This is a genomic window from Micromonospora sp. MGP-C2 (assembly GCF_057766525.1).
The window spans coordinates 4,846,892-4,867,040 of the sequence record NZ_JBYMEN010000002.1 but is presented as its reverse complement, the minus strand read 5'-3'; the positions used below and the strand labels follow the sequence as shown (position 1 = coordinate 4,867,040).

At 70.9% G+C, this 20,149-nt stretch carries 19 protein-coding genes; 8 read left to right on the top strand and 11 right to left on the bottom strand.

The genetic code is table 11. The features are described from left to right. Window positions 1–62: 62 nt before the first annotated feature. The 5 genes from AC3CF1_RS22370 to AC3CF1_RS22350 all read right to left on the bottom strand — a co-directional run bounded on the left by AC3CF1_RS22370 (window position 63) and on the right by AC3CF1_RS22350 (window position 6,363). Window positions 63–944 (bottom strand): potassium-transporting ATPase subunit C, encoded by an 882-nt coding sequence (locus AC3CF1_RS22370; protein ID WP_488451183.1) that lies wholly within the window; start codon window positions 942–944, stop codon window positions 63–65. After that, window positions 944–3,139 carry a potassium-transporting ATPase subunit KdpB gene (kdpB, locus tag AC3CF1_RS22365; protein WP_488451182.1) on the bottom strand — a complete coding sequence of 732 codons (2,196 nt, stop codon included), beginning with the start codon at window positions 3,137–3,139 and terminating at the stop codon, window positions 944–946. Before kdpB ends, AC3CF1_RS22370 begins: the two co-directional genes overlap by 1 nt. Before the next feature lie 20 nt (window positions 3,140–3,159). After that, a complete protein-coding gene (gene kdpA, locus AC3CF1_RS22360) occupies window positions 3,160–4,815 on the bottom strand; it encodes a potassium-transporting ATPase subunit KdpA (protein ID WP_354982630.1) in 1,656 nt (551 codons plus the stop codon). Then, window positions 4,815–4,904 carry a K(+)-transporting ATPase subunit F gene (gene kdpF, locus AC3CF1_RS22355; protein ID WP_036390805.1) on the bottom strand — a complete coding sequence of 30 codons (90 nt, stop codon included), beginning with the start codon at window positions 4,902–4,904 and terminating at the stop codon, window positions 4,815–4,817. The genes kdpA and kdpF overlap by 1 nt, the downstream gene beginning before the upstream one ends. 418 nt (window positions 4,905–5,322) lie before the next feature. Next, on the bottom strand, window positions 5,323–6,363 hold the full coding sequence (locus tag AC3CF1_RS22350) for a TRM11 family SAM-dependent methyltransferase (RefSeq protein ID WP_088951294.1): 1,041 nt from the start codon (window positions 6,361–6,363) through the stop codon (window positions 5,323–5,325). 72 nt (window positions 6,364–6,435) lie between these two features. On the opposite strand from AC3CF1_RS22350, the gene AC3CF1_RS22345 reads away from it, so the two are divergent. Beyond that, on the top strand, window positions 6,436–7,293 hold the full coding sequence (locus tag AC3CF1_RS22345) for a zf-HC2 domain-containing protein (RefSeq protein WP_355159740.1): 858 nt from the start codon (window positions 6,436–6,438) through the stop codon (window positions 7,291–7,293). Window positions 7,294–7,302: 9 nt separating this feature from the next. Here AC3CF1_RS22345 and AC3CF1_RS22340 read toward each other — a convergent pair whose 3' ends face one another. From AC3CF1_RS22340 to AC3CF1_RS22325, 4 genes are all read right to left on the bottom strand, one after another. Beyond that, a complete protein-coding gene (locus tag AC3CF1_RS22340; RefSeq protein WP_355159748.1) occupies window positions 7,303–7,977 on the bottom strand; it encodes a CGNR zinc finger domain-containing protein in 675 nt (224 codons plus the stop codon). Further along, window positions 7,970–8,818, bottom strand: a complete 849-nt coding sequence (locus tag AC3CF1_RS22335; RefSeq protein ID WP_355159751.1) for an MBL fold metallo-hydrolase — start codon at window positions 8,816–8,818, stop codon at window positions 7,970–7,972. The genes AC3CF1_RS22340 and AC3CF1_RS22335 overlap by 8 nt, the downstream gene beginning before the upstream one ends. A 139-nt stretch (window positions 8,819–8,957) precedes the next feature. Next, window positions 8,958–9,611: a TetR/AcrR family transcriptional regulator gene (locus AC3CF1_RS22330; protein ID WP_210792464.1), complete on the bottom strand. Its 654-nt coding sequence runs from the start codon at window positions 9,609–9,611 to the stop codon at window positions 8,958–8,960. A 21-nt stretch (window positions 9,612–9,632) separates the two neighbouring features. Further along, complete coding sequence (locus AC3CF1_RS22325; protein WP_355159753.1) at window positions 9,633–10,040, bottom strand: VOC family protein; 408 nt, start codon at window positions 10,038–10,040, stop codon at window positions 9,633–9,635. Between the two features lie 121 nt (window positions 10,041–10,161). Here AC3CF1_RS22325 and AC3CF1_RS22320 point away from each other — a divergent pair, with 121 nt between their 5' ends. The 7 genes from AC3CF1_RS22320 (at window position 10,162) to AC3CF1_RS22290 (ending at window position 18,779) form a co-directional block, all read left to right on the top strand. Further along, window positions 10,162–11,115: a helix-turn-helix transcriptional regulator gene (locus AC3CF1_RS22320; RefSeq protein WP_488451181.1), complete on the top strand. Its 954-nt coding sequence runs from the start codon at window positions 10,162–10,164 to the stop codon at window positions 11,113–11,115. A 141-nt stretch (window positions 11,116–11,256) separates the two neighbouring features. After that, entirely contained in the window at window positions 11,257–12,423 is a 1,167-nt protein-coding gene (locus AC3CF1_RS22315) for an acyl-CoA dehydrogenase family protein (RefSeq protein ID WP_355159758.1), read from the top strand. Continuing rightward, window positions 12,413–13,627, top strand: a complete 1,215-nt coding sequence (locus AC3CF1_RS22310) for an acetyl-CoA C-acetyltransferase (protein WP_141907727.1) — start codon at window positions 12,413–12,415, stop codon at window positions 13,625–13,627. The genes AC3CF1_RS22315 and AC3CF1_RS22310 overlap by 11 nt, the downstream gene beginning before the upstream one ends. Before the next feature lie 16 nt (window positions 13,628–13,643). Then, window positions 13,644–15,800: a 3-hydroxyacyl-CoA dehydrogenase NAD-binding domain-containing protein gene (locus tag AC3CF1_RS22305; RefSeq protein ID WP_488451180.1), complete on the top strand. Its 2,157-nt coding sequence runs from the start codon at window positions 13,644–13,646 to the stop codon at window positions 15,798–15,800. Further along, entirely contained in the window at window positions 15,797–16,918 is a 1,122-nt protein-coding gene (locus tag AC3CF1_RS22300; RefSeq protein ID WP_488451179.1) for a CaiB/BaiF CoA transferase family protein, read from the top strand. The genes AC3CF1_RS22305 and AC3CF1_RS22300 overlap by 4 nt, the downstream gene beginning before the upstream one ends. Before the next feature lie 238 nt (window positions 16,919–17,156). Continuing rightward, the gene (locus AC3CF1_RS22295; protein WP_488451178.1) at window positions 17,157–18,497 is read left to right on the top strand and encodes a reverse transcriptase family protein; all 1,341 of its coding nucleotides are present in this window, start codon (window positions 17,157–17,159) and stop codon (window positions 18,495–18,497) included. A gap of 6 nt (window positions 18,498–18,503) precedes the next feature. After that, window positions 18,504–18,779 (top strand): hypothetical protein, encoded by a 276-nt coding sequence (locus AC3CF1_RS22290; RefSeq protein WP_488451177.1) that lies wholly within the window; start codon window positions 18,504–18,506, stop codon window positions 18,777–18,779. Here AC3CF1_RS22290 and AC3CF1_RS22285 read toward each other — a convergent pair whose 3' ends face one another. Continuing rightward, window positions 18,780–19,631: a cytochrome c oxidase assembly protein gene (locus tag AC3CF1_RS22285; protein ID WP_488451176.1), complete on the bottom strand. Its 852-nt coding sequence runs from the start codon at window positions 19,629–19,631 to the stop codon at window positions 18,780–18,782. Continuing rightward, complete coding sequence (locus tag AC3CF1_RS22280) at window positions 19,628–20,116, bottom strand: DUF2243 domain-containing protein (protein ID WP_354982619.1); 489 nt, start codon at window positions 20,114–20,116, stop codon at window positions 19,628–19,630. Before AC3CF1_RS22280 ends, AC3CF1_RS22285 begins: the two co-directional genes overlap by 4 nt. Between the last annotated feature and the right edge of the window lie 33 nt (window positions 20,117–20,149).

Here is a 20,149-nt window from a genome sequence, read left to right as displayed (position 1 = left end):
CTCCCTGGTCAGATCGGCGGGCGGGGCCGTGCCCGGTTGGCACGGCCCCGCCCAGAGTGTGCTCAGCGTGCGGCGAACTGCTTGTCGAGGGCGATGTTGAGCTCCAACACGTTGACCCCGGGCTCGCCCATGAAGCCGAGCCCGCGCCCGCCGGTTTGCTCCTTGACCAGCTTGCGGACCGCCGCCGGGTCCGCGCCACGCTCGCGCGCGACCCGGTTCACCTGCAACTCGGCGTACGCCGGGCTGATCTGCGGGTCGAGACCGCTGCCGCTGGCGGTGACCGCGTCGGCGGGCACTGCCGGATCGGCGGGCGCGTCGCCGCGGATCGGGGTGACCACCCCGCCGGCGGCCACGTAGTCCTCGCCGGGCTGGGCCGGCTCCACAGCGACACCCTCGTAATCGGTGACGAACGGAGTGGCCGGGGCCGCCTGGTTGACGCTGACCACCCGGGTGACCGGGCCGGTCAGACCGTCGGCGCGGAAGACCGCGAGCACGGCGCCCACCCCGTCGTCGGTGCAGTAGGGGCGCCGGCCGTCGACGCCGTTGAGTTCACCGACGGACTTGCTGCGCCCGCACACCTGGGTGAGCAGGCTCTCGCTGGACTCCTCCGGGTCGGTGGCGATGGTGTCGACCACGCTCTCCGGCCCCAGGTTGCTGGCCGAGGTGGACGTCGGGTCGTAGCCGTCACCAGCGGCGGACGGGCGGGACTGGAAGTAGCGGGCGACGGGGTTGCCGTCCGCGTCGGTGAAGGACTGGCCGATCAGCGCGCTGCCGACGGTGTCCCCGCCCACGGTGATCAGCGAGCCGTCGGCCTTGTGGTTGAGGCCGGGCAGCTGACCGAGCGCCACCAGGGCCAGCGGGTAGACCAGGCCGAGCAGCACCGTGAAGACGAGTACGGCGCGCAGCGCGGCGAGGTGTTGGGCGATCCAGGTCGGTAGGCGCATCACGAAATCCCCGGGATGAACTGGATGAGCAGGTCGATGAGTTTGATCCCGATGAACGGCACGATGATGCCGCCCAGCCCGTAGACCAGCAGGTTGCGGCTGAGCAGCTTCGACGCGGCCGCCGGCCGGTACCGCACGCCCCGCAGGGCGAGTGGGATCAGCGCGATGATCACCAGGGCGTTGAAGATGACCGCGGACAGGATCGCCGACTCCGGGCTGGACAGCCGCATGATGTTCAGCGCGTCCAGGCTCGGGTAGAGGCCGGCGAACATGGCCGGGATGATCGCGAAGTACTTCGCGATGTCGTTGGCGATGCTGAACGTGGTCAGCGCGCCACGGGTGATCAGCAACTGCTTGCCGATCTCCACGATCTCGATCAGTTTGGTCGGGTCGGAGTCGAGGTCGACCATGTTGCCGGCCTCCTTTGCGGCCGACGTACCGGTGTTCATCGCCACCCCGACGTCGGCCTGGGCGAGCGCCGGCGCGTCGTTGGTGCCGTCACCGGTCATCGCGACCAGCCGGCCGCCCTCCTGCTCCCGCTTGATCAGCGCGAGCTTGTCCTCCGGCGTGGCCTCGGCCAGGAAGTCGTCCACCCCGGCCTCGTCGGCGATGGCCTTCGCGGTGCGCGGGTTGTCACCGGTGATCATCACGGTCCGGATGCCCATCCGGCGCATCTCGTCGAACCGCTCGCGCATGCCGGACTTGACGACGTCCTTGAGGTGGATGACACCCAGGGCTCGGGCGGGTTCACCGTCGATGTGCTCGGCGACCACCAGCGGGGTGCCGCCGGTGCCGCTGATCGCGTCCACGATCTCGCCGACCTGTTCGGTCGGGTGACCGCCGTTCTCCCGTACCCACTTCATCACCGCGGCGGCGGCACCCTTGCGGACCCGGCGGGCCGTGCCCACCGCGCCTGCGTCCACGCTGGCGTCCGGGGTCAGGTCGACGCCGCTCATCCGCGTCTGCGCCGTGAACGGTACGAACGTGGCGTGCGGCATCACGCCGGGCTCCCGCTCGCGCAGCCCGAACTCGTTCTTTGCCAGTACGACGACGGAGCGCCCTTCCGGGGTCTCGTCGGCCAGGCTGGACAACTGCGCGGCGTCGGCCACGGTCGCGGCCGTGACGCCCTCGACGGGTACGAACTCGGCGGCCTGCCGGTTGCCCAGCGTGATGGTGCCGGTCTTGTCCAGCAGCAGTGTGTTGACGTCACCGGCCGCCTCGACGGCCCGGCCACTCATGGCGAGGACGTTGCGCTGCACCAGCCGGTCCATGCCGGCGATGCCGATGGCGGAGAGCAGCGCGCCGATGGTGGTCGGGATCAGGCAGACCAGCAGCGAGACCAGCACGACCCCGGTGACACCGGAACCGGTGATCGCCCCGCTGTCCGGCGCGGCGGCCTGGTACGCCTTGGAGAAGATCGCCAGCGGCTGGAGGGTGACAACGGCCAGCAGGAAGATGACCGTGAGCGCGGCGAGCAGGATGTTCAGCGCGATCTCGTTCGGCGTCTTCTGCCGGTTGGCGCCCTCGACCAGGGCGATCATCCGGTCGATGAAGCTCTCCCCCGGCTTCTGGGTGATCTTCACGATGATCTGGTCGGAGAGCACCTTGGTGCCACCGGTGACCGCGCTGCGGTCACCACCGGACTCCCGGATGACCGGGGCCGACTCGCCGGTGATTGCCGACTCGTCGACGCTGGCGATGCCCTCGACGATGTCGCCGTCACCAGGGATGATGCCGCCCGCCTCGATGAGCACGATGTCGCCCAGACGCAGCGCGGGCGCGGGCACCGCCTCGTCGCGGTAGGTGTTGGCCCGTGCGCCGGGCTTCCAGTCGATCAACCTCGTGGCGATGGTGTCCTGCTTGGCCTGCCGCAGCGCGGCGGCCTGGGCCTTGCCCCGGCCCTCGGCGACCGCCTCGGCGAGGTTGGCGAAGACCACGGTCAGCCACAGCCAGATGGTGATCGCCCAGGCGAACACCGACGGGTCGATCACCGCCAGGACCGTGGTGAAGGCCGCGCCGACCTCGACGATCAGCATCACCGGGTTGCGCCACAGCGTGGTCGGGTTGAGCTTGCGTACGGCGTCCGGGAGGGACCGGATGAGCTGCTTGGGGTCGAGCAGGCCCCCGCCGATCCGGTTGCCCTGGGTGGCGGGCGTGCCGGGGAGTTGCTCTGTCGGGGCGGACGTGATGGACATGTCCTCGTTCCTCATGATGGTCAGAGCCCCTCTGCCAGCGGGCCGAGCGCCAGCGCGGGCAGGAAGGTCAGCGCGACGAGGACCACGGTGACGCCGACGACCATGCCGATGAACAGCGGTCGGTGGGTCGGCAGGGTGCCCTCGGACGCGGGGGTGGGTGCCTGGCGGGCCAGCGAGCCGGCCAACGCGAGCACGAAGATGATCGGCAGGAACCGGCCCAGCAGCATGCACAACCCGAGCGCGGTGTCCCACCAGGTGGTGTTGACAGTGATGCCGCCGAAGGCTGAGCCGTTGTTGTTGCTGGCCGAGGTGAACGCGTACAACACCTCGGACAGGCCGTGCGGGCCGACGTTGAGCGCCGTGGAGTTGTTTCCGGTGGCGAACGCGGCCGCCGTACCGGTCAACACCAGGATCGGCGTGATCAGGAAGTAGAGCGAGGCGAACTTGATCTCCCGCGAGCTGATCTTCTTGCCCAGGTACTCCGGGGTCCGGCCCACCATCAGGCCCGCCACGAAGACCGTGATCACCGCGAGGATGAGCAGGCCGTACAGCCCGGAGCCGGTGCCGCCCGGCGCGACCTCGCCGAGCATCATGTTGACCATCGTCATCATGCCGCCGAGCGAGGTGAACGAGTCGTGGAACGAGTTCACCGCACCGGTCGAGGTCAGCGTCGTGGCGGCGGCGAAGGTGGCCGAGTTCGAGACGTCGAACCGCACCTCCTTGCCCTCCAGGGCCGCGCCGACCGCCTGCGGCACCGTGCCGTGGCCGGTCAGCTCGAAGATGTTGGTGATGGCGACGCTGGCAACCGCCAGGATGCCCATCACCGCGGCGATGGCGTAGCCCTGCCGGTTCTGCCCGACCATCCGGCCGAAGACCCGGGGCAGGCTGAACGGGATCAGGAAGATCAGGAAGATCTCCAGCCAGTTCGTCCAGCTGGTGGGGTTCTCGAACGGGTGGGCGCTGTTGACGTTGTAGAAGCCGCCACCATTGGTGCCCAGCTCCTTGATCACTTCCTGGCTGGCGACCGGACCACCGGTGATCGTCTGGGTGCCGCCGGTCAGCGTGCTCACGTCGGTGCCGCCGGAGAGGTTCTGCACCACGCCGCCGATCATCAGCGCGATGGCGCCGAGCACGGCGATCGGCAGCAGGATCCGCAGCACGATCCGGGTCAGGTCGACCCAGAAGTTGCCGAGCTGCCCGGTCCGGCTACGGGCGAAGCCGCGTACCAGGGCGACCGCCACCGCGACGCCGACCGCCGCGGAGGTGAAGTTCTGGACGGCCAGGCCGGCCATCTGCACCAGGTGACCCATGGTCGACTCACCCGAGTACGACTGCCAGTTCGTGTTGGTCACGAACGACACGGCCGTGTTCCACGCGCCGTGCGGCACCACCGGGTCGAAACCCAGGGACAGCCACAGGTGGTTCTGCACCCGCTGGAACAGGTACAGGAACAGGATCGAGACCGCGGAGAACGCCAGCACGCTGCGGGCGTACACCCCCCAGGTCTGCTCGGCGGCGGGGTTGACCCCGACCAGCCGGAAGATGCCCCGCTCGACCCGCGACTGCTTCGTCCCGGCGACCGCCCGGAACATGTAGTCACCGAACGGCTTGTAGACGGCGACGAGGGCCGCCACCAGCGTCACGATGAAGATGACGCCCGCTGTTGTCATGGTCATCAGAAGCGCTCCGGAAACAGCAGGGCGAACACCAGGAACGCGCCCAGGACGATCGCGAGCACCAGACCGACGGCGTTGACCGCGTTCACAGCTTCTCCACCGCCCGGACCACCAGGGCGAGCACTGCGAACAGCACCACCGTCAGGACCACGAACACCACGTCAGACACGCTGACTCCTCATACCGGAAAGGTTCGTCGCGACCGCCTTCCGGTCGCGCCGGGCAATCAAAGCCCCACCACCCACCGGTCGGCAGGGGTCATAACGCGACCATGACGGAGCCGAACCTTTTCTTGACGTGGTTTTCACACCTGCGCACTGAACAGGTGAAATGCGGCACAGGCCGTGGACGATCGGCGAGGCCAAGACCTGCTGTCCGCCCCCTTTGCTCTGCACCCGCGGAGGCACCAGCAACAGAGCGTGGGTGTCGCCTCCGCGGGTGCAGAGCAAAGGACGGACGAGAGAGACCACGCGCGACCCGGATGGGTGGCGCGGGCAGTGGGCCGGGTCAGGCCGGGCGGCGGGCCACCAGCACGTCGCGCATGATCGACTGGTCGACCCGGTGCCGCAGCGCGCGGTAGGGCTCGGCGTCGACCACGGTCAGGCCGGCGTCGGCCAACGCCGCCGCCGCGTCCTCACGGCTGGCCACGTGGGTGTTCCAGGAGATTCCGAGCGCACCGCCGGGACGCAGCAACCGCGCCCAGACCGGCGCGGCGTCCGCGAGCAACGCCAGCGGATCACGGGTCAGGCCCTTCTCGGCCGTACGGCTGCCGTGCTGCACGCCGTATGGCGCGTCGGCGACGACCAGGTCGACGGTCTCCGGGCGGAAGAACTCCGCCGAGCGGGCGGTGTCGGCGTTGACCACGTCCAACAGTTGGGTCTGACCGGCCTTGTGCTCCTCACGGGTCGGAGCCAGCTCGATCCGCACCCGCCGGCCGACCACCTTGCGCTCCCGCCGCACCGGACCGGACTCCAGCACCCGGTGCTTGACCCGCTTCTGCTTCAGCCAGGTGGTGATGAACGCCCGGTACGCCTCGACGTCCTTCTGGTCGCGCTCGATTCCGGCGGCGTCGAAGCCATACATCAGCGCCTGGTTGAGTGTGGTGCCCCGGCCGCAGAGCGGGTCGAGCACCCGGAACCGCCGGCTGGTCATCTCGGTGGCCCAGTCCGAGGCGAGCAGGGTGACGTTGAGCAGCAGCTTGGTGAACTGCTCGTTGGTCTTGCCCGGGTACTTCTGGATGGTGAGCAGGTCGTCGTCGTAGCGGTCGAGCCGGCTCCACTCGATCGGGCGCAGCAGCTCACCGACGATCTCGAACAGCGCGTACCCGGCGGAGAGATTGCCCAGGACGGTCAGGTCCCGCTCGGTCAACCCGTCACCGGTGAAGGTGACGTAGGAGGCCCCACCGACCACCTCGGTGTCCAACTCGCCGATCTGGCCGTCGAGGGCCGAGAGACCGAAGATCTCCAGCTCGGCCCGGGTGAGGTCGATGGCGGAGCGGGCGTACACCCGGTTGGTGGCGGGCAGGATCAGCAGGCCGTAACGCGTCATGATCGGGCGAGTATTCCACAACAGGCCCCGGTCACCGGGAACCGGAGCGGCCCCCGGAGCGACTACCGGTACATGGGGTGTGAGCAGTGGCGGGAGGTCCTGTCCGCGCAGTTGGACGGGGAGGAGACCGCCGCCGAACTGACGGCGGTGCAGGGGCACCTCGACGGGTGTGCCGATTGTCGGGCCTGGTTCACGGCGGCGGCTGCGGTGACCCGTCGGGTTCGTACCCGTCTGGTCACCGACGTGCCCGACCGGACCGAGGCGATTCTGGCCGCCGTCGCGGCGGCACCGGCCCGCCGGCCGTGGTGGCGGCGAGGCGGGTTGGTCGCGGGCGGTCGGCCGGCCGGCGGGCTGCGCGCGGCGCTCGGGCGCGGCAAACTGGTCGCCGGGCTGCGCGCGGCGCTCGGGCTGCTCGGCGCGGTGCAGTTGGTGCTCGGGCTGGCCCAGGTGGGCCGGGGCGCCGCCGCCGATCACCTGCACCCCACCGGTCAGCACCTGTGGCACGAGTCAGCCGCCTGGAACGTCGCGGTGGGCGCCGGCTTCCTCTTCGTGGCGGTGCGTCGAAGCCCGCCGGCCGGGCTGCTGCCGATGCTCAGCGCGTTCGTCGGCACCTTGCTGCTGCTCTCGGTCAACGACCTGGCCACCGGCTCGGTGGGCGGTGAACGGTTGGTCAGCCACGGCTTCCTGGTGGTCGGCTACCTGATCACCGTGCTGCTGTCCCGGCCCGGTCTGCGCCCCGGTGGGCCCGCGCCGCAGCGGCAACCGACGCCGTCGCGCTGGCGGTTCGGCGCCGACGAGGTGGACCGGCCGCTGCGGGTGGTCCGCGCCGAGTCGTACCCGGCGCAGGCCGCCGACCGTTACGCCGCCCCGGCAGCGCGTACCGGCCGACCCGCGCGCAGCGGCCAGGCCGACGAACGCCGCGCCGCCTGACCGGCCAGGTCAATCCGCTTGCCGCTGGCGTGCGCGGTGGGCGCGCAGGTTGGTCGGGTGCCCGCAGACACGCACGGAGTGCCACACCCCGCTGTTGTTGCGCGAGCGGTCGTAGAACGCCACCCGGCAGCGGGGGTTGCGGCAGGTCTTGACTCGTCGCCCGGCGTCGGCGAGTTGCGCCTCGAACAGCGCGGTGAGAACGAGCGAGATCAGCAGATCGGCTCCGACCCCGGCGGGGTCGAGGTGGACGGATCCGTTCCGATCGAGCCGAAGGATGGCGCCGCTGGTCCGAGACCCGGTCGGTGCACGGTCCGGCGCCCCGGCGCCGGGTTGCCCAGGTTCCGCCGGGAAGTGGAGTCTGGCGTCGATCTCGTCCCGCAGTTCCTCGCGGAAGATCCGCAGCGTCCGGAGGCCCGCAGCGTCAAGCGTGACGTCGGGTGCCGGCCGCCCGGTGGCCGTCGACCACTGGGCGACGGCCTGCTGTGCCCACTCGGTAGCACTGGTCAGGTCGTCAAGGAGATCGGCCTGCCGTGGCATGCCGGCCGAGATCGTGTTGAGCAGATCCTGGACGAGCCCGAGGCCGCCTGGGGCCTGGTCCAGGTCGTATCTGGCGGTGGCGATCCACGGCGCGACCACCACACCTGCCGCGCGTTCGGGAACCGAGGGCACCATCAGCTCACTCACCGAGCAGGGCGAGCGCCCCGTACCACGCCGGTCCCGGATTCACCCAGTCTGGGTAGAGCCGCACCATCTCGTCGAAGAACTCTCGGGCGGTCGGCTTCTCGGCCAGCAGCCGCTCCACGTTCAGCAGGTAGTTCCGGGTCTGATCGATGCTGGCCGGGCCGTCCGGGCGGTCCCGGTTCTTGTGGCCGGCGACGACTGCGCGGGGCGCGAGCGCCTCGACGCGGTCCAGAGCCTTGAGCCATTCCCGCAGGCCACCGTCGACTGTTTCCACGATGTACTGGTGAACACCGTTGTAGACGACGTCACCGGCAACCACGAGGCCGATCGACGGGACGTGCAGGACTGTCGTCTGGTCGGTGTCGGTGTGCCCGGTCTCGACCGGCTGGATGAGGTTGCCCTCGAGCAGGAATCCTTCGGCAGGCACGGGCACGGCGTCGACCGGTGTTTCCGGAATCAGGCCGGGGAAGACCTGGTCGAACAGCTGGCTCCGCCCGACGGTGGCCTGCTGGCGCATGACGTCGATGGTGCCGGGCGTCGCGTAGGTGACGGCCCCGGGGAAGCGCTTGACCAGCTCACCGGCGCCGAACCAGTGGTCGCCGTGCCCGTGTGTGGCGTAGATGTGGGTCAGCCGTCTGCCCGACTGTGCGATCCAGTCACCCACCGTCGCGATCTGCTCGTGAGTGAACGGGGGATCCACGAGGAGCGCCTCCTCGGTCCCGAAGATCAGCGTGGACGAGATCGGGTTCCAGTGGATCCGCGAGCCGTCCGGCATGCGCTGGTCACCCGCTCGAACCGGACCATCCGAGACGAAAACCTCGTAGGACAGGGCGGATGGATTCATGCGTCCCCCTCGGTGATGTGACGAACCAGGTGCCGCAAGCACTGGCGTACCCCTGGGTCAGTGAAATAACCATAGCTCGTATGCCTATTTCACCCGCGCCATCGCTTCCCTGGCCTGCGTCACCCACCCTGGTCAGGTACTAGGCGGAAGGCACCGCCGACCGGGTCGGACCGTCATCGGCGATGACCTGCGGGATGACCTGTTCGACGATGGTCAACAGGGTGGTGGTGAGCAGCAGGTGCACCTGTGCGCGGGTCAACGCGCCACGCTGCAGCCACTCCCGGGCGGTCGACGTCGCCAACCCGCAGTACGCCCGCACCATGCCGCGAAGCTCCTCGTGGTGCGCGGCCTGACCAGCCAGACCGACGGCGACGAGCATCCGGTCCGCGGCGACCTCCTCGGCCTCGGCGAGCACCCGCTCGACGTCGGCGTCGCCGCCCATCCCCCGGGCGGTGACGGCGGCGAGCCAGGAGGTGCTGTGCCGGGACACCACGTCGAGGAACCAGGTGACGCTGGCGTCGACCCGGGTCCGCAGGTCCCCCTTGGGCAGGCGCTCCACGGCGACCTCCGGGATGGTCACCATGACCCGGACGACCTCCAGGTAGAGGCCCTTCTTGGCACCGAAGTAGTGGTTGACCAGGCCGCGAGCGACACCGGCCTCCCGGGCGATGTCGGTGGTCGACACGTCCGCGTACGGGCGTTCGCCGAACAGCCGGACCGCACACGCCAGGATCTGCCCCCGCCGGGCGTCCGGCTCCAAACGGCGGCGACGCGGAGCCGTCTCGACACTCATCTGCCCGACCCTATCGGCAGCTCACCGATCGGCCGCCGTTCGCGCTCGCTGCACCCGGTCGACGACCGGGGTGAAGAAGTTGACCAGGTTGCCGTCGGGGTCGCGGAAGAGCAGGGCTCGGTTACCCCAGGGCATGGTCGTGGGCTCGTTCACGAAGTCCTCCACCACGTTCTTCAGCTTCTTGTAAAGCGCGTCCACGTCTGCCACGAGGAACTCGATGATCACAGTGTGGTTGTCGGCCGGGCGGGCCGACCCTGGCGCGAATAGCGGGACCGTGCGGGTACTGCCAATCGCCAGCGTGCCGTGGGCAGTGCGCAACTCGGCGAAGTCCTCGTTGCCCCAGGCCGCCTGCACGCCGGTGATCTTCTCGTAGAAGCCGACCAGGCGGTTGATGTCGCCAGTGATGATGCGGATCGAGACAAAATCCACTGTCTTCTCCCTGCTCAGTACGGTCGGGACCGGTCTGTCGTCAGGACGCTAACCTGAATACCGGACAGATCTGGTCCAGTATTCGGATTAGGTTCAGACCATGGCACGACCGACAGCCCAGGTGCTCGCACTGCTGGGGCTCTTGCAGTCCGGCGGCGTCCGGACAATGGCCGAGCTTGCCGAGCGCCTCGGTGTCGAACCGCGCACGGTGCGGCGCTACGTGACTCACCTGGTCGACCTCGACGTGCCAGTGGAGTCGGTACGCGGTCGCTACGGCGGGTATCGGCTCGCCGCCGGCTATCGTCTGCCGCCGCTGATGTTCAGCGACGACGAAGCCTTGGCCGTCCTGCTCGGCCTGGTTGCCGGCCGCCGTGCCGGGCTGGCGACGGCTACAGGTACGGCGGGTGAGACTGCCGCCGCGAAAATCCGGCGCGTCCTGCCGTCGCGGATCGCGGACCGGCTGGACGCCGTACTCCAGTCCCTAGCCTTCACCACCGAACCCGACGACTTCCCTGCGCCGCAGGCAGATGTGCTACTCACCGTCGCCGAGGCGGTCCGCCAGCACCGGCCGATTTCACTCCAGTACACCTCGCGCAACGGCAGGCGTAGCGTCCGCGCCCTGCATCCGTTCGGGCTGGTCAACCATGCGGGCCGGTGGTATGTCATCGGGGCCGATCCGGATATCGGTGAGGATCGGACCCTTCGGCTCGACCGCATCGCGGACGCGAGAACGCTGCCCGGCTCGTTCGAGCCGCCCGCCGGGAACGATCCGGCAGGGCATCTCCTCGCCTCGATGGCACAGGCGCCGTACCAGCATGCGGTGTCGCTACGGATACAAGGAACACAGGAGCAGATCCGCAGGCAGCTACCGGCCAGCGTCGCCGAGGTGCGAGAGGGTGCGGACGAAGGCTGGCAGGACGTGGAGATCCGAGCGGAGAGTCTCGACTGGTTACCCGGTGTGCTCGCCGCGCTCGACCTGCCGTTCGTCATCGAACGCCCGGACGAACTCCGCGACCGTGTCGTCGCACTCGCTGAGCGGTTGGCGACATCCGGACGACGTGAGTCGCCGTCGTAGCGGGCAGTCGCGAGGCGTACGCCCGGCACGTGGCGCTGACGGGCTGCGGACATCTGCCCTTCGCGGACGACCCAGAACCGGCCCCCGCCCGTGGATCTCTACTTATTGACATGCCGCCAACAGCGCGCGAGGGTGGTGCACATGCCGACGCCCCCACTCGACGGTCCCCTCTCGCCCTGGCGCGAGCCGGAGCACGACGACCTGGCCGACCTGGCCCGCACGTTCTTCACCAAGGAGGTCCTGCCGCACGCCGACCGCCTTCAGGAGCAGGGCCACCCGGACCGTGAGCACTACCGGCGCGCCGGCGAGCTGGGGTTGCTCGGCCTGTCCGTCCCGGAGGAGTACGGCGGCGGGGGCGGTGGGTTCACCCACGAGGCCGTGATGCTGCACGAGCAGGCGTACACCGGGGAGAGCAGCCTCGGGCTGGCCGTCCACAGTGGCATCGTCACCGGTTACCTGGTCGCGTACGGCAGCGAGGAGCAGAAGCGACGCTGGCTGCCCGGCCTGTGCACCGGCGAGCTGGTCGGCGCGATCGCGATGACCGAGCCGGACGGCGGTTCCGATCTTCAGGCGATGCGGACCAGGGCGGTCCGTGACGGCGACGACTACCTGGTCACCGGCGCGAAGACGTTCATCACCAACGGCGGTCTGGCCGATCTGATCATCGTGGCCGTGAAGACCGACCCCGAGCAGCGGGCAGCCGGCGTCTCGCTGCTGATCTGCGAGGTGGGCGGCGACCCGGAGGGCTTCCGCCGCGGCCGACTGTTGTCCAAGATCGGGCTGCACGCCAACGACACCGCAGAGCTGTTCTTCGACGAGTTCCGGGTACCGGCGGCCAACCTGCTCGGCGGCGCCGAAGGGCTGGGCTTCATCCAGCTCATGCAGCAACTCCCGCAGGAACGGCTGGTGATCGGCGTCGGCGCGGTCGCGGCCATGGAACGGGCCGTCGCGCTGACCGTCGCGTACGCCAAGGAGCGCACCGCCTTCGGCAAGACCCTGATGGGCCACCAGAACACCCGGATGGTGCTCGCCGAGTGCGCGACGCGTACCCGGGTCAGCCGGGTCTTCCTGGATGACTGCATCGTCCGGCACAGCCGTGGCGACCTGGACGTGGCGACCGCGGCGATGGCGAAGTCGTGGCTCACCGACGGGCAGTGCGAGGTCATCGACCGGTGCCTGCAACTGTTCGGCGGCTACGGCTACACGACGGAATACCCGATCGCCCGGATGTACGCCGACGCCCGCGTCCAGAAGATCTACGGCGGCACCAACGAGATCATGAAGGAGCTGATCGCCCGTGCCCTCTGAGGCGTACGTCTATGACGCGGTCCGCACCCCGCGCGGACGCGGCCGGGACACCGGCGCGCTGCACGGGGTCAAGCCGATCTCCCTGGTGGTCGGCCTGATCGACGCGCTGCGTGAGCGCAATCCCGGCCTGGACGTCGGCCGGCTGGAGGATCTGCTGCTGGGCATCGTGACTCCGGTCGGCGAGCAGGGCGGCGACCTGGCACGGGCCGCCGCGCTGCTGGCCGGGCTGCCCGACGAGGTGGGTGGGGTGCAGCTCAACCGGTTCTGCGCCTCCGGGCTGGAGGCGGTCAACTCCGCCGCCGCGCGGATCCGCTCCGGCTGGGAGCACCTGCTGCTCGCCGGCGGGGTGGAGTCGATGTCCCGGGTGCCGATGGGCTCCGACGGCGCGGCCTGGGCCACCGACCCGCAGACCGCCCTGGCCACGTCGTTCGTGCCGCAGGGGGTCAGCGCCGACCTGATCGCCACGCTGGAGGGCTTCACCCGCGACGACGTGGACGGCTACGCGCTGCGGTCGCAGGAGCGGGCCGCCAAGGCGATGGCCGGCGGGTACTTCGCCCGCTCGGTGGTGCCGGTCCGTGACGGCAACGGGCTGGACATCCTCACCGTCGACGAGCACCCGCGCCCGGAGACCACCCGGGAGGCGCTGGCCCGGCTCACCCCGTCCTTCGCCACGATGGGTGAGGCGGCGGGCTTCGACGCGGTCGCGTTGCAGAAGTTCCACTGGCTGGAGGCCATCGAGCACGTCCACCACGCCGGCAACTCGTCCGGCATCGTGGACGGCGCGGCGCTGGTGCTGATCGGTTCGGAGCAGCTCGGTCGGGATCTCGGCCTCACCCCGCGCGCCCGGATCGCCGGCGCGGCGGTCACCGGCGCGGACCCGACGCTGATGTTGACCGGCCCGATCCCAGCCACCCACAAGGCGCTCGCCGTCGCCGGGCTCACCCTCGACGACATCGACCTGTTCGAGATCAACGAGGCGTTCGCCGCTGTGGTGCTCAAGTACGTCCGCGACCTGGGCCTCGACCCGGACCGGGTGAACGTCAACGGCGGCGCGATCGCTCTCGGCCATCCGCTCGGCGCGACCGGAGCGATGCTGCTCGGCACCGCGTTGGACGAGTTGGAGCGCCGCGACCTGCGCCGCGCCGTGGTGACCCTCTGCATCGGTGGCGGCATGGGCGTCGCCACCGTTCTCGAGCGCTGCTGACCGGGGGAAAAGACAAATGACCACCACCATCCGGTACGACCGCGGCGCCGACGGCATCGTCACGCTCACCCTGGACGACCCCGAGCAGTCCGCCAACACCATGAACCGCGCGTACGCCGCCTCGATGAGCGCGATCCTCGACCGGCTGGAGGCCGAACGCGACGATGTGGCCGGAGTCATCGTGACCAGCGCGAAGTCGACGTTCTTCGCCGGCGGTGACCTGCCCGAGATGATCCGGGCCACCCGCGAGGACGCGCCCGCGCTGGCGGAGCTGCTCGGCACCATCAAACGGGACCTGCGCCGCCTGGAGACACTGGGCCGGCCGGTGGTCGCGGCCGTCAACGGCTCCGCGCTCGGCGGCGGGCTGGAGATCGCGCTCGCCTGTCACCACCGGATCGCGCTGGACACGCCGGACAGCCGGCTCGGGCTGCCCGAGGTGACCCTGGGCCTGCTGCCCGGGGCCGGCGGTGTCACCCGGACGGTACGGATGCTCGGCCTGGCGGGTGCGCTGACCACTGTGCTGCTCACCGGCCGGCGGATGCGCCCGACCGATGCCCTGGCCGCCGGCATCGTGGACGAGGTGGTCGCCACCGAGGCGGAGCTGCTGGATCGCGCGCGGGCCTGGATCGCCGCGAACCCGCATCCCAAACAGCCGTGGGACCGACCGGACTACCGGATGCCCGGTGGCACCCCGGCCAGCCGTTCTCTGGCCGCCCAGCTGCCCGCCTTCCCGGCCACCCTGCGCAAGCAGCTCAAGGGTGCCCGGCTGCCCGCACCCGAGGCGATCCTGGCCACCGCCGTCGAAGGCGCACAGGTCGACCTGGAGACCGCCCTGACCGTGGAGACCCGGCACCTGATCGGCCTGCTCACCGGGCAGGTCGCCAAGAACATGATCGGGGCCTTCTTCTTCGATCTGAAGGCCGTCAACGGTGGTGCCGCCCGACCGTCCGTCGACGTTCCGCCGGTGCGGCGGGTGGCGGTGCTCGGCGCCGGCATGATGGGCGCGGGCATCGCGTACGTCTGCGCCAGCGCCGGCCTGGACGTCGTGGTCAGGGACGTCTCGCCCGAGGCCGCCGGGCGGGCCCGGGAGCACGCCGAACGGCTGCTGGCCCGCAAGGTCCGTAAGGGCCGCGCCACGGAGGCGGAGGCCCGCGCGGTGCTGGACCGGATCACCACCACCGACCAGGTGGACGCCCTCGCTGGATGCGACGCGGTCATCGAGGCGGTCTTCGAGGACCCGGCGCTGAAGCAGGCCGTGTTCGCCGAGGTGCTGCCGGTGCTGGCGCCCGACGCGCTGATCGCCTCCAACACCTCCACCCTGCCGATCACCGGGCTCGCCGCCGGGGTGGACCGCCCGGCCGACTTCATCGGCATGCACTTCTTCTCCCCGGTGGACCGGATGCCCCTGCTGGAGATCGTGGTCGGCGAACGGACCGGTGACGCCGCGCTGGCGCGGGCGTTCGACCTGGGTCGGCGGATCGGCAAGACCCCGATCGTGGTCAACGACGGCCGGGGTTTCTTCACCAGCCGGGTGATCGGCCGGTTCATCGACGAGGCGGTCGGCATGGTCGCCGAGGGTGTTCCCGCCGCCTCGGTGGAGCAGGCCGCCCTTCAGGCCGGCTATCCGACCGGGCCGCTCGCGCTGGCCGACGAGGTCAGCCTCACCCTGATCCAGCGGATCCGCCGCCAGTTCGAGGCGGCCAGCGAGGAGTTCCTGCCGCTGCCGGCGCACCGGCTCGTCGACGAGCTGGTGGACGCGTACGACCGGCCGGGGCGTGCCGCCGGGCGCGGCTTCTACTCCTACGACGAGGGCACCCGCGGCCGGCTCTGGCCCGGCCTTGCCGACCTGGCCACCGACGCTGGTCGGGCGGTGCCGTTCACCGACCTCCAGGAGCGGATGCTCTTCGCCGAGGCGCTGGACGCGCTGCGCTGCCTCGACGAGGGCGTGCTGCGTACCGAGACCGACGCCAACATCGGCTCGATCTTCGGCATCGGCTTCCCTGCCTGGACCGGCGGGGTGATCCGCTACGTCCGGCAGTACGCGGGCGGCCCGGCCGGCTTCGCAGCCCGCGCCACCGAACTGGCCGACCGCTACGGCGACCGGTTCACACCCCCCGCCGACCTGGTCGACCGGCTGACCGCCCGTCCCGCCGAAACGGCCGGCGTCGCGTGACGGCGGCGCGGGGTGGGCCGCTCGCCGGGGTGCGGGTGGTCGAACTCGCGAGCCTCGCCCCGGCGCCGTTCGGGTGCATGGTGCTCGCGGACCTCGGCGCGGACGTGGTGCGGGTGGACCGGCCGGGCGCTCCGGGTGCGGGGCGCCTGGCCGCGCCGACCGGCGGCCCGTTGCAGCGTGGCCGGCGGGTCACCACGCTGGACCTGAAGTCCCCGGCCGGCGTGGCGGACCTGCTGCGCCTGACCGAGCGGGCGGACGTGCTGGTCGAGGCGTACCGGCCGGGGGTCGCCGAGCGGCTCGGCTTCGGCCCGGAGGTGTGCCAGGCCCACAACCCCAGACTGGTGTACGCGCGGATGACCGGCTGGGGTCAGGACGGCCCGCTGGCGGCCCGCGCCGGGCACGACATCGACTACATCGCTGTCGCCGGGGCGTTGGAGCCGCTGGGCCGTGCCGGCGAGCGCCCGTACGCGCCGATGAACCTGCTCGGCGACTTCGGCGGCGGTGGCATGCTGCTCGCCGTCGGCGTGCTGGCCGCGCTGCTGGAACGGGAACGTTCCGGTGTCGGTCAGGTGGTCGACGCGGCGATGGTGGACGGTTCGGCTCTGCTCACGTCGTTCCTGCACGGGCTGCTCGGCACCGGACTGTGGGCGGCGCCGCGCGGGCGCAACATGTTCGACGGCGGTGCGCCGTTCTACGACACGTACGCCACCTCGGACGGCGGCTTCATGGCCGTCGGCGCGATGGAACCGGCCTTCTACGCCGTACTGCTCGCGGGCCTCGACCTCGCCGACGACCCGGACCTGCCCGCGCAGTACGACCCGAGCGGCTGGGACGAGCTGCGGCGTCGGTTCACCGAGCGGTTCGCCGAGCGGACCCGGGACGAGTGGACGGCGGTCTTCGCCGACCTGGATGCCTGCGTCGCGCCCGTGCTCGCCCCCGGTGAGGCGCACCAGCATCCGCACAACGCCGCCCGGGGCACGTTCGTCGAGGTTGGCGGCGAGATCCAGCCGGCGCCAGCGCCACGCTTCGACCGGACGCCGGCTGACCGACCGGCCCCCGCGCCGGACCCGGAACGGGACGTCCTGCCGGTCGAGGAGATCCTCACCGGGTGGCAGTGACTGGCGGGGGCACACCCCGTACCGCCGACCAGGGCTACGCTGCCCGGATGGCAGCGTGCCCCGAGCTGACCTGGCCGCGAGCCCTTTGGGGGCGCGGTCGAGGTTCCTCCGGGGTAACCCCGGGGGCGTCACATCCACCTGGGCAGCACACCACAGGTGCGTCGGCACGCTTCGCGAGCCTGTGCACCCGTACGACCGGGCATCGTCGGGGCACGCTGCCACCCTTCCCGGTGCGGCCGTGACGACGGTCGCCTCCCTGGCCGTCGCGCTCGGCGACGCGTTTCTCACCGCCGAGCGGTGGCAGCGCGGCGGCCTGGTCGAATCAGGTGGGCGGGTGCTGGGCGTACGCCGACGGTGGCTGTGGCCGCTCGCGGACGCGGTGCTCGCCGGTTACCCCCGTGCCCCGCGCGACCGGCCCCGGGAGCTGGCCGCCTTCCTCGCGGACCTTGCCCTGCTGACCGAAGTGGTCGACGGGGCGCGGCAGCGCGGCCAACCGATCGTGGTCCGCGCCCGCCTGGTCACTCCGACCCGGACGCTCCGTCGGCCCTGGTCGACTCCGGTGCTGGACGACCTGGGTGACCTGGCCCGGCTGCTCGACCTGACCCCGGAACAGCTCGACTGGTACGCCGACCGGCGAGGAATGAACCGCCGCACCGACGATCATCGGTTGCACCACTACCGGTACCGCTGGGCGGCCGGTGGCCGGTTGATCGAGGCCCCGAAGCCGCGGCTGCGCGTGCTGCACCGGCGGTTGCTCGCCGAGGTGCTGGGTCCGCTACCGGTGCATCCGGCAGCGCACGGGTTCGTGCCGGGCCGTTCGGCATACACGTTCGCCGCAGCGCATGCCGGGCAGGCCGTGGTGGTACGCGTCGACCTGGCCGCGTTTTTCGGCAGCGTTCCGGCCCGCCGGGTGTACGGGCTGTTGCGCACCGCCGGATACCCGGAGCCCGTCGCGCACGCGCTCACCGCGATCTGCACCACCCGGACCCCGGCCCCCGTGCTGCGTACCGCGCCGGCCGACCTGCCTGATCGGGCTTGGCGGCTGGCCGTGCTGCGCGGTGGGCACCTGCCGCAGGGCGCGCCGACGTCGCCCGCGCTGGCGAACCTGTGTGCGTTCCGGCTCGACCGTCGGCTGACCGGGCTGGCCGTAGCGTTCGACCTCGCCTATCAGCGCTACGCCGACGATCTCGCCTTCTCCGGCGAACTGCCACCCCGGCGGGTCGCCGACCTGCTCGCCGCGGTGACGGAGGTAACCCGGGACGAGGGGTTCCGAGTGCACTCGGGCAAGACCCGGGTGCGTGGCCGGGCCGACCGGCAGCTCCTCGCCGGGCTGGTGGTCAACGAACGGCCCGCGGTGCCGCGCACCGAGTACGACCTACTGCGCGCGATCCTGCACAACGCAGCCCGCACTGGCCTGGCCGCGCAGAACCACGCCGGTCATCCGGCGTTCGCAGAGCACCTGATCGGCCGCGTCGCCTGGCTGAGCCACGCCCACCCCACCCGATCCGCGAAACTGGCGAGGCTCCTGACCGCCGCCCTTGCTGGGCCGGTGCCGCGATCGGATCTTCCACGGGAGTGAATGAGTATGGGTACGAACAGTTGGAAGGGCCACGTCAACGGGATCCTCTACGGTATCCAGTTCGACCGGGCGCTCGACGACACAGTGGTGACCCGGGTCGCCAACGGGGTGACCGGCGGCCTCTACCCAGGTGACCGAGCCGAGATGCTGGAGGCGCTCGCCCATGCGCTGCGCCATCCAGGCCCGCTGAACGACCAGATCGAAACCCACCACAGCGAGGAGAGCATTCGCACTTTCCTCAGCCAGCTCTCGGCAGCCCTGACCACCCCATCTCCATGTTGATCAAGAGGTTTGCGTCAGAGAACCGTCCTTTGGTGACGCAAACTTCTTGATCAACCGGGTTGGGCGGGGTGGGCGCAGACGGTCGGGGCGGTTGTACCAGGTGGCGAAGAGGGCCACCGCCAGGAGCAGTTCCGCCAGGTCGCCGCCGTAGTACATGAGTTGGGCGGCCGACTGGAACGCCGCCGGGTCCCGGTCGGTGAGGCCGGGTGGCAGGGTGTCGGCGTTCGCGTACAGGTATTTGGCCAGCACGGCGTGACCGGCCGCCGCCCCCAGCAGCGCGCCCACCCGTACCGCCAGGCCGGGTCGACGCGGCGCCGGGTCCGGGCCGGCCAGGGACCAGGCGAAGAGATAGCCGGCGGCGACATAGTGCAGGTGCAGGGCGTGGTGCAGCGCAGAGTGACGTTCGGCCGCCGCGTACAGCGGGGTGAGCAGCACCAGCGCCAGCCCACCCGTGCTGAGCAGCGCGGCGGTGACCGGGTGCGCGATCAGGTGCAGCGGGCGGGCGCGCAGCAGCCGGCCCACCACCCGGCGTACGGGCGGCGGGGCGACCCGCAGCAGCAACGTCACCGGGGCGCCGAGCACCAGCCCGAGCGGGGCCAGCATGCCGAGCAACAGGTGCTGCGCCATGTGCCCGCGCGGATCGTCGGGGAGCGGGGCAAGCGGCCCGACGGCGACCGCCAGCAGGGCGCAGCCGACCAGCCAGGCGGCGGTACGCCGGTGGTCCCAACCCCGCGGGTCGCGTACGGCCGCCAGCAGGTAGCCGACGGCCAGCAGCACGACCGGGAGCAGCGGGAACCAGCTCGGGCCCTCCGCCACGTGCCCGCCGTGGGCGAACGCGGGCGGCACGGTCACCGTCCCCGACGGCCGTCGCCCGGCCGCCGGGACCGGGCCCACCACACCACGGCGGCACCGGCCAGCAGCAGCACAGCGCCGGACGCGATCCACACCACGTCGTACGGCAGCAGGTGCACGCCGTAGCGGATCTGGTGCAGCCGGAGCACCTTGTGGTCGACCACCCCGTCGAAGACCTGGAACCCTCCGGCGCCGAGCAGGAATCCGCCCCAGGCCAGCCGGGTCGACAGGGCACGTCGTCGACGCAGGTCGGCGAACCAGAAGAACCCACCGACCAGGATGATCACCTCGGCGGCGTGCAGCAGCCCGTCGGAGAGCAGCGCCACCGACGGGGTGGACCGGTCGTAGAAGTGGTGCCACGCCAGCAACTGGTGGAAGACGATCTCGTCCACCGCAGCCATGATGGCGATGCCGATCAGGACGCCGACGAGCGTTGAGGAACGTACGTCGGCGGTGCGTGCACTCGGCAGGCTCGAATCGGCCACCACACACCTCGCATCCACCTCGGGGGTCAGGTC